Here is a 13222-nt window from a genome sequence, read left to right on the forward strand (position 1 = left end):
CTGAGTTCTGCTGCTGAGGCTGAGGAGGAGGGCTGGCTGAAGACTGCTGACAACAGTGGTGGAAGCCTGTTGGAAGGGGCTGCGGTCTCGGGCTCGGCGGGGCTCATCCATAGGAGAAGTAGGAGTGTCTTCCTCTAAGCAAAGCGAGGTAGACATCATTCTTCGCTTTTCGTCGCCAGAGGCGCGAGATCTACACGGATCTCTATTCGGAGCCCGTTGAACCATCACCTGAATGGGTGAGCGAACCGCGATTCGAATAGGCAAAACGATATGGCTAGCGAAGGGCTCAAAGGGAACTCGAACCGAGATCCGAGGAGACAGTAGGAGCCCTCGGAACTGAAGGAGAGCCAGCCATGGGACTGCCAACAATCCCCGAACTTGTCCTGCCCGAAGCTGTTGTAAGCGCGCCGGAGGAGCAGCCGAAACCGATCAAGAAGGCCAGCACCCACGGCAACGCGGGCGAGAGAATCACCGAGAAGAACGCCGAACTACTTGCGTTTGCGGCCGCATTTCCTGCCGCCGATCACGAAGCTTTCTCTGTGCTCAGCTACCGAGACGCCTCCAGATTCGCGCCTGGAGGAGAGCTGCCGACCATCGGACCTGGATCGTGTCAGTTTAGTGCCCCACGCCCGGCCGGAGTGCGGCGATGATGTCGGCGGCTTCCCCCGTTGGCGGGGTGGTCGCGGTGAGTTCGTGTCCGTCGATGGTGATCGTGACGTCACGCAGCGGGCGCAGCGCGCGGACGATACGGCGGACCGTCACGCCGGTGGTCTTGTAGAGGTGCCGGCTGATCGCGAGAGCGCAGAACACGACGGTGAGGTGCGCGTGGATCGAGTCCGCGGTCGACGCGAACATCGGCCTCGCCCGCAGGTCGGTCTTTGCCATCCGGAACGTCGCCTCGACCTGGAACAGGTCATGGTAGGCCGCCACGATCTCTGCAGCGGAAGCCGTCGCGGTGCTGAGGTTGGTGACGTACCCCTTGAGGCCGATGTATTCGCGGGCCTTCTCGACTCTTGCCCAGTTCACGCCGGGCTTGGTGCCGAGGGTGACGAACCGGTCCTTCTTCGCCGGGCGGGTGCCGGCAGCGATCTGCTCGGCGCGTTCGATCTGCTTGTTCAACGTGATGTTGTCGCGGATCTTCCGCTTGTGGGAGTACTGCCACACCACTCGCCGCTCCCGCGCGTTCACACCCGCACCCATGGTTCGGGTGGTCTCGACCGTCTCCCCATCGGTGACGATGTTCCCGACGGTCGCGTAGTGCTCGGCGAGATCGTATGGCGCGGAGGAGGTGCGGGAGCCGACGATGAAACCGAACCCGGCGTCCTCCAGCCGGTTCAGGTTCGCTGCGGACAGCATGCCGGCGTCCGCGACGACCACGACCTCGGTCGCGGAGTGACGTTCGCGGAACTGGTCGAGGACGGGCAGCAGGGTGAGGGTCTCGCCCCTGTTGCCCGCGAACTCGTGGACTTCGAGGGGGAACCCGCCCTGGTCCACGAGGAGGCCGACGAGGATCTGCGGGTCGACGCGGCGCTCTTTGCTCATCCCGACCTTGCGGAGCTTGTCTTCACGCTCCGCCTCGAAGTAGAGGGTGGTGACGTCGTAGAGCACGACGGTGAGCGGGCCAGATCGGGTCGCATGCGCGTAGGCTGCGGCGGCGATCTTCGACCGCCAGTCCTGCTCAACGCTGCGGGCGAGGGTCCGCCACACGGTCGACAGCGACGGCGCACCCGGGACACCGAGCTCGTCCCACACCCGCAGCGTGTCCGCCTTGCTGGTCGGCTCGACGACGCGGGCCAGGACCAGCTTCTTGAATGTGTCGTTGCCGACCGCGTCGAACCCGAGACGGGCGTAGGCGTCCTCGAGGACATCCCACAACAACCTGGACCTCGACCCGGTCACCGTCGGCGCGGTCGTGGCCGGCGGCGTCGCGCCCAGCCCGTCCAGATCGAACGGGACATGCCCGGCCAGCTCCGCGATCCGCTCCCGCGCGATCGCGACCAGCACCGCGAGCTGCTCATCGTCGTGCGCGGAGCCGAGGTGCTCCACGATCGTCCGCACACCACGGGTCTTCGACGCGATCTGCACCGCCGTCGCACCCGACGCGGTGCGCACCTTCCGCACGAACCACCCCACCGAGCGAGTCTAGATGTTCTTCCCACTGACGTTGTGGACGCGGTCGATGGGTGCTCGGCCTCCGATGCCGGTGTGGGGTCGATGGTGATTGTAGTGGTGCAGCCAGGCGTCGTAGCTGGCGGCTCGCTGCTGGTCTGAGTCGTAGTGGCGGGCGTAGGCCCATTCGTCGGCGAGGGTGCGGTGGAATCGCTCGATCTTCCCGTTGGTCTGCGGCCGATAGGGCCGCGTGTATTTGTGCTTCACGTTCTCGCCGAGCGCCTCGTTGAACACCTTGGACCGGTAGCAGGAGCCGTTATCGGTCATCACCCGCTGCACGGTGATGCCGTGCCCGGCGAAGAACGCGCTGGCGCGCTGCCAGAACCCGCCGGCGGTGTCCTTGCGTTCGTCGGGGAGGATCTCGGAGTAGACCAGTCGGGCGTGGTCGTCGATCGCGGAATGCAGATACGAGTAGCCGACCCCGGAGCGGCGTTTGCGGCCCGTGGCACGTCCCAGCGTGCGCCAGCCGCCACCGTCAGGGATCCGGCCGAGCTTCTTCACGTCCACGTGCACCAGCTCGCCCGGCGCCTGTCGCTCGTACCGGACCGGCTTCGGCTTGCGCACCCGAACACCGGTGTTCTTGTCGACCTGCCCCAGCAGCGGCACCCGGTACCGCTTCAGCACCTTCGAGACCGTGGATTGCGGCAGCAGCAGGTGGTACGCGATCCGATGCGGGCCCCAACGTCGGGTCACCCGCAACCCGATGATCCGCCGCTCCATACGCTGCGGCGTCCGCGATGGCGAGCTCGCCGGCCGTGAGGAGCGATCCTGCATCGCCGCGCGTCCGCCGGCACGATACCGGGCGACCCACTTGGAGACCGTGCCACGGGCGACCTGGAACCGCTCCGCGACACGAGCCTGCGTCCAGCCGTCCTCGATCACCAGCCGAGCGATCTTGATCCGCCCATCGACGGTGAGCGCGGCGCGAGCGTGGGTAACGTATGACACGAGGACCTCCGTGGATCGAGTGAGTGTGGTAACCCACATCGATACCGGAGGTCCTCACCTCATCCCGTCACGCCACGCTGCTCACAACCACCGTGGGAAGAACATCTAGATCGACGCCGTTAGTGCCCCGCACGAGGCACCAACACCCCCGGAAAATCAAGCCTCAACGATCCTCAACCCGCGAAATCACCCGACGGTGACACGATCCAGGTCGGAGGAACGGATAAGCGGCTTGAGAAACTTGTCCGCCTCGGTGCTCTCCAGCGGTTCCGAAACACCGCCACGAGGACAACTCACTACGGAATCACTAAGCGAGGAGTCGGCGCAGCCTGGAGCTTCGGCTACCCGATGAACTATGTGGACTACATGGCTGGCCTGTCCCTCAAGCGGCTCTACCACTACAGAATGATCGCCCATGTGGGGGCTCTACTCATCTCTCCTGAAGGCTTCTTCAGGGACTCCCTGGGCATTGAACCAGTCGCTCTTGAACAGCTCGTGAGCGAAAAAATGATGCGAGCCACCTACTCACCAGTGCGCGAGATGCTGAAGAAGAAGGCCGAGGAAGATGGTGTAGCTGACTTCGGAAGGTGGCGAAATGCCATGCTCAGCTCTGCTGAAAAGGCCGCGAGCGAGGGCCGGCTTCAGTGGTCAGACATCGTGGAATCGAAGCCCGCGCTGCTCACGATCGGCACTCCGCTGCGCGAAGGAAGCAAGCTCAAGGCGGTCCATCAACCGGACCTCGCGGTTGTGCTCGATGGTGATCGGACAGACCGAAACGCCAAGAACATCCTCATGGAAGTTGAGATCAGCAAGAAGAGCTGGGCCGACTATGACTCGATTCTCGCCACCTTCAAGCGCGAGTTTGAACTCGGATTGATCTACGAGCGCGGCGTCTACTTCTACATCGACAACGATGTTCCAAGCCTTCTGAAGCGTGTGGATGCGACAGGCTACAACCTCATCCGAGACGGAAAGCTCACCCTACTCCCAATCCGCGACAGGAATGGAGTCCCCCTCAAGAACAACAACCGAGTCCCCCTAGGAGGGCTATCATGAGCGAACTATTCGCACCCCTATTCCAACTATTCGACCGGCTAATCGAGCTATTGCCGCTGATCCTCACAGTGCTCGTGGTGGTTGCGCTCGTGCTGCGCTTCGGCCTCGCGGCCCTCGTCAAGCTCAAACAGCGCTGGCTCAACTACCGGGGCAAGCGTGGGTTGAATCCAGCCACCTGGTTCAAGGTGCAGCCCAAGGTCTACTTCGAAATCGAGGGGGAACTACTTGCGAACCCTGCTCTGGTGACAGCGCACACCGACTCCAATGCCCACATGCACCCCCGGGAATCGAAGGAATACACCTACGATCCTGCCTGGCTCTCGCCACACCCCCGGGCCGTCCGGTCGCTTGCGAAGGCAAACCGAGGACTGGCCCGAGGCAAGGTCTACAAGGTCAAGCAACAGGTGTCAGAGGCATCCAAGTTCTTCACCGTGTACGAGCTGCCGGAATCGCAGAGCGTGGTGGAGAAGGCGGAGAAGGTGCCAGAGGATGAGACTGAGAAGCAGAAGGAAAAGCGGGAGAAGCGCATAGCGTGCCAGCTCCAGCGCAATCACTTCCGCATCGATGTGCCCCTCGACGGGCGAGACCCGGCCGATGTGCGGAAGCTCGAAGGCAAGATGGCCTCGCAGCTCGGTCTCCACAGCCTCCAGGAGTTCCCGAGCGGGAACGCGTTCTATCTGAGCTATGCCGCCCATAGGACAGAACCGCTCGATGTGCTCACCGCTCACAAGGTGGGTATCGAGTTCTTCGAGAACTACCCCGCAGAGGCGCCCTATCTGCTTCCGCTTGCGATCCGGCAGAACGGGAAGGCCTGGTTCCTCCCGATGCACCACACACTCATATATGGAATGACAGGGAGCGGGAAGGGGAGCCCGCTCAACGGCATGATCCGGCAGTTCGCGCCCTTCGTGAATAACGGGACTGTGCAGCTCTACGGCATCGACCCAAAGGCATCCGAGCTGAAGCCCTACGAGTACTCCACGCTCTTCAAGGATGTGGTCTACGAGAACACCGACGCTCAAACAGTCATCAAGCAGATTCACACCCTCATGAAGATGCGGGCCAAGACGAAGACCGTGGATGTGGCGAACGCGAACCTTGGCCGTTCCCTCGAGGCGACTCGCGAGAACCCCATGATCGTTCTGATGATCGATGAGTTCCTATCCCTGCTCATCGCTCTCAAGGGCATGAAGCAGGAGGGCGCGGCATCCATGACGCTGCTCACCGAGATCCTTGCTCAGGGTCGATCCCTCGGCATTTATGTGGTGGCAGCCACCCAGGAGGTCGACAAGGAGCTTCTGGGAAGGATGCGAGGCAACTTCGCCAACATCATCATGTTCCGCCAGCTCTCCGAGTACTTCAACGACCTCTACCTCGGAGAGGGAGCCCGGGCCATGGGATTCGACTCTACGAAGATTCCGCTCAGCACGAAGGCGAACAGGTACGCCTACGCCGGTATCGGCTTTGTCGGCTCTTCGGACTTCCGGTGGGGGTGAGGCTCGCCGGGTGAGTTCGGGCGGGTAGGGGTCGAGGTCCCCGAGGATCAGTAGCGCCAACTGCTGCTCCAACCGAGGACCTCGACGTGTCTCACCATAGTTCGGGGTGCGCTGATGCGCGCTCTGCCGCTTGCCCGTGCTCCCGCTGCGATCTGCTGCTCGGTCTCGACGGCGTCCATGTCGAGGCGGTCGAGCGTCTGGACGGGCTGCTGGTGGTGACGGTCTCGAGCCCCGCGGCGCCGGCCGGTTGCCCGTCGTGCGGGGTGCTCGCTGTCGGTCGGGGTCGCCGCCGCCGCGTTCTTCACGACGTGCCCGGCGCGACGCGGGTGCGACTGATCTGGCGGCAGCGGGTGTGGCGTTGTGATGATCCCGACTGCATGAGGAGGACGTTCGTGGAGCAGGTCCCGACCCTGGTCGCCGCGCGCGGGTCGATCACCATGCGCGCGGTGACGTGGGCGATCGGGCAGCTGCGCCGCGAGCACGCCACGATCGCGGGCCTGGCCCGACAGCTGGGCACGTCGTGGAAGACGGTGTGGCGGGCCGTTGAGCCCGAACTCGTCAAGCTGGCTGCCGACGAGTCCCGGTTCGAGAACGTCACCACCCTCGGCGTCGACGAGCACATCTGGCATCACGTCGACTCCCGCAAGCGCGGCCCGAAGGAGCTGACCGGGATGGTCGACCTGACCCGGGATGAGCACGGTCGCACCCGTGCCCGGCTGCTCGACCTCGTGCCGGGCAGATCGGGGAAGGCCTACGCGGCCTGGCTCGACGAGCGCGGCGACGCGTTCCGGAACAACGTGAAGGTCGCGGCGTTGGACCCGTTCGCCGGATACAAGACCGCGATCGACGACAAGCTCGAGGACGCCGTCGCGGTGCTCGACGCGTTCCACGTCGTCAAGCTCGGCACCGCCGCCGTCGACGAGGTCCGCCGACGTGTCCAGCAGGACACCCTCGGTCACCGCGGCCGGAAGGGCGATCCGCTCTACGGGATCCAGACCATCCTCCGCGCCGGCGCCGAGAACCTCACCGAGAAGCAGCGGACCAGGCTCGCGGCAGCGATCGAGGCCGACCCCGCGCACGACGAGGTGTTCGTCGCATGGCAGTGCGCCCAGCAACTGCGTTCCGCCTACCACCAGAAGGACCTCGCCGAGGGGCGGCGGATCGCCGAGAAGGTCGTCGACACATTCCACACCTGCCCGATCCCCGAGATCGCCCGCCTCGGCCGCACCCTCCGCCGCTGGCGAGCCGCGTTCCTGGCCTACTTCACGACCGGACGATCATCGAACGGCGGCACTGAGGCGGTGAACGGGATCATCGAGCTCCACCGCCGCCTCGCCCGCGGCTACCGCAACCGCGACAACTACCGGCTCCGCATGCTCCTCGCCGCCGGCGGCCTCACCCCATGACCCCCACCGAATGTCCGAAGAGCCCATCGGGCTCTTCGGACTTTAGGTGGGGGTGGGTGATGTGCGGGGCCGCGTGGTGACGGGGTGGGGCGGGTCGAGGCCCCGAGGATCGGTAGCGACCAAGCTTCCTTTCCGTTCGGAGACCTCGACCCGTGCCCGATGCTACGGGGTGCGCCGCTGCGTGCCCGTCTTCTGCTGTCTACTGTGATCGCTGCGATGTGCTCGTCGGCCTCGGCGGGCTGCACGTGGTGGCTGTCGAGCGCTGCCGCGACGGCGTGCTCCTGATCGACGTCGAGTCCCCGCCGGGGCCGGTCGGGTGCCCGGGGTGCGGGCAGGTCGCCGAGTCGCGGGGCCGGAAGGCGCTCGTGCTGGTCGATGCGCCGATGAGCGCCGCTGCGGTGCGGGTCCGGTGGCGCAAGCGCAGGTTCCGGTGCGCTGATGAGGCGTGCCCGAGGGAGTCGTTCACCGAGCAGAACGCTCTGGTCGCCGCGCCTCGCGCCAAGCTCACGGCCCGAGCGGTGATCTGGGCGGTGGGGCAGATGCGGAGGGAGAACGCGTCGGTGCAGGGCGTCGCCCGCCAGCTCGGGGTGTCGTGGCGCACGGTCTGGCGACACGTCAGGCCGGTGCTCGAGACGCGCGCCGCGGACGAGTCCCGCTTCGACGGGGTCACCACGCTCGGCGTCGACGAGCACCTCTGGCACCACGTGTCCACCAGACCCGTCGCCGATGGCGGGCGGGGTCCGAAGGAACTGACCGGGATGGTCGACCTGTCGCGCGATGCGTCCGGGCGGGTGAGGGCCCGCCTGCTGGACCTCGTGCCCGGGCGCAGCGCGAAGGCCTACGCCGACTGGCTGCAAGAGCGCGGGCAGGAGTTCCGCGACGGGGTGCAGGTCGCGACGCTGGACCCGTTCGCCGGCTACAAGAAGGCCCTCGACGACGAGCTCGACGATACCGTCGCGGTGCTCGACGCGTTCCACGTCGTCAAGCTCGGCACCACCGCGGTCGATGAGGTCCGCCGCCGCGTCCAGCAAGACACCCTCGGGCACCGCGGACGCAGAGGTGATGCGCTCTACGGGATCCGCAACATCCTCCGCGCCGGGCAGGAACGACTCACCGACCGGCAGAAGGCCCGGCTCGATGCCGCGTTCACGCAGCGCGAGGAGCACGTCGAGGTCGACGTCGCCTGGCAGGCCGCGCAGCAACTCCGCGACGCCTACCGGCATGCCGACCTCGCCACCGGGCGCAAGATCGCCGAGCACGTGCTCGAATCGCTCCCGACCTGCCCGATCCCCGAGATCGCCCGACTCGGCCGCACCCTGCGTCAGTGGCGGGCCGCGTTCCTGTCCTACTGGGATACCGACCGGTCATCCAACGGCGGCACCGAGGCCGTGAACGGCCTCATCGAACTCGCCCGCCGCGTCGCCCGCGGCTTCCGCAACTACGACAACTACCGACTCCGCATGCTCCTCATCGCCGGCGGCCTCGACCCCACCACCCCCACCTAAAGTCCGAAGAGCCGCTTTGTCAAGGAAGAGACTGGAGTGCCCGTCAAGGTGCGCTTCGCCTACTCCGGTGATGAGGACATCTCTGCGCTCATCATGGACAACCTCAAGGCGGGTGTAGATGCCGAGGAGGTCAGCGAGATCCTGCGGGAGGAGCTGGCTATCACTGACGAGCTGGATTTCTTCAACGATGGGCTGGAGACATTCACCATCGAGGAGATCGACGGGGAGGCTGATTCGAGAATCCTCTAGGCCGACTAGCTGTACTGACCTCGACCGTTGTTGATTCGGTCGATGGGGGTTTTGCCTCCGATGCCGAGGTGGTGCCTGTCTAGGTTGTAGTAGTCGAGCCAGGTCGTCAACCCTGCTTTTCGGTCGTCGTTCGAGCTCCAGGGGCGGGCGTAGGCCCACTCGGTGGCGAGGGTGCGGTTGAGGCGTTCGACTTTCCCGTTGGTCCAGGGGCAGTGCGGTTTGATGAACCGCTGTCGGATGCCGTGCGCGTCGACCACTGCCTTGAACGCGGCCGAGTGGCGGTAAGCGAACGCGTTGTCGCTGATGACGCGTTCGACTGTGACGCCGAGGCGCGCGTAGAACGCGATCGCGCGGTCGAGGACGCCCGCCGCGGTGGTGCCTTTCTCGTCGTCGTGGATCTCCGCGTAAGCAACTCGGGAATGGTCGTCGATGACGGTGTGCACGTAGTCGTAACCCAGGCCCCGCTTGCGCGCAGGACGTTGCCCGCGGCCATGCAGACGCCATCCGCCGCCGTCGGGGATACGGCCGAGTTTCTTCACATCAACGTGGATCAGGGACCCGGGATGATCATGCTCGTAACGCTGCGCGGATCGGCGGGTCGCGCGGATCACGGACCCCGTGACCGGGTCCAGCTCCCGCAGCAACGGCACGTGGTGGCGGCGCAACACCCTACCGACCGTTGAGGCCTGCAAGCCGAGCTTGTCAGCGATGAACACCGGCCCACGCCGAGTGAGGTGCCGCATGATCCGCACCCTCGCCTCCACGCACGCTTTGGTCTGGCGAGGGTGGGAGCGGGCGACGCTGGAACGATCGATCAGGCCCGCCGGGCCGCACTCCCGGAACCTGCGCCACCACCGCCACGCGGTCGTGCGGGAGATCCCCATTTCCGCGGCAACATGCGCGACCGCACGCCCCGACTGGATGCGCTGAACCATGATCAACCGGCCGGCCGGAGTCAGCCGGGCATTAGCGTGAGACAAGAGAGACCTCCGTGCGTTTGAGCTGAAGAACTTAGACAGCTCCAACTCGACCCCGGAGGTCTCTCCTACGTCAACAACGATCTGGGTCAGTACAACTAGCTAGGGCCGGGATCCATGCGGATCCCGGCCCTTTGCTATGCCCCCTGGGGCTCGATCTTCACCGTTTTGATATAGCTCCATGAGCCACCCGGCTCGACCTAGACGCTCCTAGAAAGGAGCACTACAGAGGAGTAATCCGATGGTACAAATCTATGCTCGACTCAAGAACTTCTTCTCGAAGTACCCCGCCGAGACTCCAGCATCCGTCCCCCTCGCAATCGACACCGAGGGCAGCGCATGGAAACTCAATCTCCCTGACGGCCACGCCATGCTCTTTGGGCGTCCCGGCTCCGGCAAGAGTTCCGTGGTTCATGGCCTGATCCGTCAGCTCGCGCCCTTCGTCGAGGAGGGCAGGGTCAGGCTCTACGGCATCGACCCAAAGGCATCCGAGTTACGCGTCTACCGACAGTCCAGCCTCTTCGAGGACATCGCTCTTGACCAGGCGGTCGACGCGATTTCAGTGATTGACCAGGTCCACGGGGAGCTGACTAGTGTGCTCGATGCTCGCACTGTCTCCTTCGAGAGCGCCGAGGATAGGAGCGCCCCGGCCCCTACCGCTGTGCTCATCATCGAGGAGTTCGCAAGTCTCCTGCTCGGCCTCCAGAAAATGGCACAGACTGGTCGGGAGGCAGCCGCGAAGAACAAGGAGGATGGCGAGAAGATCACAGTCCTTACTGGGGTGTGACACTTCTTGTAGACGGTCGTTACCAGGAAGGAACGACAGGCAGAGATGTCTACGAATCGCAGGAAGTTCACTGAGGAGTTCAAGGCCGACGCGGTCCAGCTCGTCGTGCAGGGCGGCCGCCCGATCGCGCAGGTCGCGCGGGAGTTGGAGATCAACGAGAGCTCGCTCGGGTACTGGGTGAAGGCGTATCGGGCCCAGCACCCCGACCCGGAGACGGCGCCGCCACCGGTGGAGGCCGCGCGGATCGCACGGTTGGAAGCGGAGAACCGGCGGCTCGCGGAGGAGAACGCGTTCTTGAAAAAAGCCGCGGCCTTCTTCGCGAAGGAGCAGCGGTGAGCGAGAAGTTCACGCTGATGCACGCGGAGAAGGCCACCTTCACGATCGAGCTGATGGCGCGCCTGCTCAGCGTCTCACGCGCCGGCTACTACGCGTGGGCGAAGCGGCGGGACACGATCCCGCCGACCACGGCGCGGAGGGTGTGGCTGTCTGGTGTGATCACGCAGATCCACGACGACTCGCACGGGGTGAACGGGTTCCGGCGGGTGCTCGCCGAATTGTCTCGCCGCGGGATCGCCGCGTCGGAGGGTCTGGTCCGCAAGATCATGCGGGAGGCGGGGATCTTCGGGATCCAGCCCCGCTCCAAGAAGCGCACCACGATCCCCGCCGACGACGTGGTGACCCGCCCCGATCTGCTCAAGCGGGACTTCACCGCCGACCGGCCCGGGGTCCGCTTCGTCGGCGACATCACCTACCTGCGCACCGGGGAAGGGTGGCTGTATCTGGCGACGGTGATCGACCTGTTCAACCGTGAGGTCGTGGGCTGGTCGATGGCTGAGCACATGCGCACCGAGCTGATCGGCGACGCCCTCACGATGGCCCATACCCACGGGCGCATCGAGTCGGGCGCTCTGTTCCACTCGGACCGCGGAAGCCAGTACACCTCTGACGAGTACGCCAAGCTCGCGGGCCGTTTCGGGGTGCGGTTGTCGGTGGGAAGGACCGGGGTGTGCTGGGACAACTCGGTCGCCGAATCGTGGTTCTCGATGCTCAAGAACGAGATGTACTACCGGCAGTCCTTCGCGACCCGGCGGCGAGCGAGATTCGCCGTGATGCAGTACATAGAGGTGTTCTACAACCGCCGCCGGCTGCACTCCACCCTCGGCTACCGCACCCCCGCCGAGACCCGGGCCGCCTACTACGCCCAGACCGCAACCGCGGCCTGAAATCCACAAAGAGATCGTCTACGAAGCTTGACACAGCCCATACCGCCGCAACCATCACGCTGGGAGAGCTGGCGGAGGATGCCCAAGGCCAGCTCTCGAAGATTCTGTCCATGGGGCGCTCTGTGGGCGTCTATGTTTTCGCAGCCACGCAAGCTGTTGAGATGGATCTTCTGGGGAGGATGCGAGACAACTTCCGGCCCGCCCTGTTCGGTCAGGACAGCAAGTACGCAAATGACCGCCTTCTTGGGGTGGGTGCTGCTGATCGCGGCTTCGACTCCACGGCGATCCCCGTCGCCACCAAGGCCAACGACTACCTCACTGCTGGCATCGCCTATGTCTCAGACGAGACGGGTAGCCCCAAGAAGGTCCACTTCGCCCACACCTCAGACGAGGAGGTCGCCGAGCTGGTGATGAAGTTCCCGAGGACTGACTACCTCGATCCTCACCGCAACTAACCCATGACCACCCAGGGCGGCGGTTCGGCTTCGGCTGGATCGTCGCCCTCTTTCATGCCCGCTCGATGGTGGCACTTTCCTCCAGGAACGATCGCTCGTGCATCATCATCAAGGAACGCCCATCTCAGCCTACGGTTGCCCGCGAGACAGCGAAGGACAGCCCAGAGGGTCGGTCCCATCGCGGCTCTAGCCTGCGCGCTCAGAACAGCCTCTCTGCACCCTGCCGATGGTCAGTCCCGGCGCGGCTTGAAGGCGTTGCCCCGGCAGAGATCGCCCTCCACATAGCTGATCAGCTCGCCCGTCTGTGAGGTTCCGAGCCAGAGGTAGTCTCCCTCCCGCCAGTCGATGTGCCAGCCAGCCTTGGAGAGAGAATCGCCGAGAGTCTCATCAGCTCCTCCAGGGAAGAAGGCTTCCCCGGAGGAGGGCGGTTCGAAGAGATCAAGGATCGCCTTCAGCCCGTCAAAGGTCTGCGGCTTCTCCTTCTCGATCCGGTCGAGCGTGTGCTGATACTGCTTCCAGTAGTTGTCCATGCGGCGACGATACGCGGATGCTGACGAGAGGAAAAACCCAGGTCAAAAGTATTTTTGCAGAGGAGTTGACTCCTAGTAGCTACTCAATATTGTTGGCCATGTTCACACCACAACCACCGCTCGAAAGGCAACCATCATGGCAAACGCAACCGCTCCCCAGACCACCACCGCTCCCAAGGCTGAGGCCTTCGACCGCTCCGAGATCACTCGGATGTTCGCTCGCCTGAAGCACGAGGTCGGCGGCTTGGTCCAGGACGCTGATCGGACCCGTCCGTTCTACGCCAAGAGCAAGGAGGAAGCAGCCGCCAAGCGCGATGCTGCCGTCAAGGTGCTCACCGAGCTGGCCGACCGGATCGATGTGCTGAAGAAGCAGGACTGATCGGAACCAGCAGGGCCGGGGATCATCCCCGGCCCTTCCTCG

Annotated in this window: 13 protein-coding genes; 9 read left to right on the plus strand and 4 right to left on the minus strand. The window is 64.7% G+C overall.

Annotated features, from left to right (window positions below):
- Positions 1 to 615: 615 nt before the first annotated feature.
- Together FHX68_RS07315 and FHX68_RS07320 are read right to left on the minus strand one after the other, a co-directional pair.
- Entirely contained in the window at positions 616 to 2133 is a 1518-nt protein-coding gene (locus tag FHX68_RS07315; protein WP_076689818.1) for an IS1634 family transposase, read from the minus strand.
- A 9-nt stretch (positions 2134 to 2142) separates the two neighbouring features.
- A complete protein-coding gene (locus tag FHX68_RS07320) occupies positions 2143 to 3117 on the minus strand; it encodes an IS481 family transposase (protein ID WP_244926839.1) in 975 nt (324 codons plus the stop codon).
- 348 nt (positions 3118 to 3465) lie between these two features.
- On the opposite strand from FHX68_RS07320, the gene FHX68_RS07325 reads away from it, so the two are divergent.
- The 5 genes from FHX68_RS07325 to FHX68_RS07345 all read left to right on the plus strand — a co-directional run bounded on the left by FHX68_RS07325 (position 3466) and on the right by FHX68_RS07345 (position 8829).
- On the plus strand, positions 3466 to 4173 hold the full coding sequence (locus FHX68_RS07325) for a hypothetical protein (RefSeq protein WP_141920137.1): 708 nt from the start codon (positions 3466 to 3468) through the stop codon (positions 4171 to 4173).
- Positions 4170 to 5669: an FtsK/SpoIIIE domain-containing protein gene (locus tag FHX68_RS07330; protein ID WP_141920139.1), complete on the plus strand. Its 1500-nt coding sequence runs from the start codon at positions 4170 to 4172 to the stop codon at positions 5667 to 5669. The genes FHX68_RS07325 and FHX68_RS07330 overlap by 4 nt, the downstream gene beginning before the upstream one ends.
- Positions 5670 to 5755: 86 nt before the next feature.
- Positions 5756 to 7075, plus strand: a complete 1320-nt coding sequence (locus FHX68_RS07335; protein ID WP_425325860.1) for an ISL3 family transposase — start codon at positions 5756 to 5758, stop codon at positions 7073 to 7075.
- A 152-nt stretch (positions 7076 to 7227) separates the two neighbouring features.
- Entirely contained in the window at positions 7228 to 8580 is a 1353-nt protein-coding gene (locus tag FHX68_RS07340) for an ISL3 family transposase (protein WP_425325861.1), read from the plus strand.
- Between the two features lie 36 nt (positions 8581 to 8616).
- The gene (locus FHX68_RS07345; RefSeq protein ID WP_141920143.1) at positions 8617 to 8829 is read left to right on the plus strand and encodes a hypothetical protein; all 213 of its coding nucleotides are present in this window, start codon (positions 8617 to 8619) and stop codon (positions 8827 to 8829) included.
- Positions 8830 to 8834: 5 nt separating this feature from the next.
- On the opposite strand, the gene FHX68_RS07350 is transcribed toward FHX68_RS07345, so the two are convergent.
- Positions 8835 to 9809: an IS481 family transposase gene (locus FHX68_RS07350; RefSeq protein WP_141920133.1), complete on the minus strand. Its 975-nt coding sequence runs from the start codon at positions 9807 to 9809 to the stop codon at positions 8835 to 8837.
- A gap of 238 nt (positions 9810 to 10047) precedes the next feature.
- Here FHX68_RS07350 and FHX68_RS07355 point away from each other — a divergent pair, with 238 nt between their 5' ends.
- The 3 genes from FHX68_RS07355 to FHX68_RS07365 all read left to right on the plus strand — a co-directional run bounded on the left by FHX68_RS07355 (position 10048) and on the right by FHX68_RS07365 (position 12271).
- Positions 10048 to 10593, plus strand: coding sequence for an FtsK/SpoIIIE domain-containing protein (locus tag FHX68_RS07355; protein WP_141920145.1), 546 nt, complete (start codon positions 10048 to 10050; stop codon positions 10591 to 10593).
- Positions 10594 to 10638: 45 nt separating this feature from the next.
- Positions 10639 to 11816, plus strand: a protein-coding gene (locus FHX68_RS07360; RefSeq protein ID WP_141920053.1) for an IS3 family transposase whose coding sequence is annotated in 2 segments (ribosomal slippage) — positions 10639 to 10897 and positions 10897 to 11816 — 1179 coding nt in all. Because the reading frame shifts where the segments join, the coding sequence is not laid out codon by codon here.
- Positions 11817 to 11926: 110 nt separating this feature from the next.
- Positions 11927 to 12271 carry a hypothetical protein gene (locus tag FHX68_RS07365; protein ID WP_141920147.1) on the plus strand — a complete coding sequence of 115 codons (345 nt, stop codon included), beginning with the start codon at positions 11927 to 11929 and terminating at the stop codon, positions 12269 to 12271.
- A gap of 230 nt (positions 12272 to 12501) precedes the next feature.
- On the opposite strand, the gene FHX68_RS07370 is transcribed toward FHX68_RS07365, so the two are convergent.
- Positions 12502 to 12801, minus strand: coding sequence for a hypothetical protein (locus FHX68_RS07370; RefSeq protein WP_141381188.1), 300 nt, complete (start codon positions 12799 to 12801; stop codon positions 12502 to 12504).
- A gap of 136 nt (positions 12802 to 12937) precedes the next feature.
- Here FHX68_RS07370 and FHX68_RS07375 point away from each other — a divergent pair, with 136 nt between their 5' ends.
- Positions 12938 to 13180: a hypothetical protein gene (locus FHX68_RS07375; RefSeq protein ID WP_141381189.1), complete on the plus strand. Its 243-nt coding sequence runs from the start codon at positions 12938 to 12940 to the stop codon at positions 13178 to 13180.
- Positions 13181 to 13222 lie beyond the last annotated feature (42 nt).

Source organism: Microbacterium lacticum, from assembly GCF_006716815.1.
GTDB classification, from domain to species: domain Bacteria; phylum Actinomycetota; class Actinomycetes; order Actinomycetales; family Microbacteriaceae; genus Microbacterium; species Microbacterium lacticum.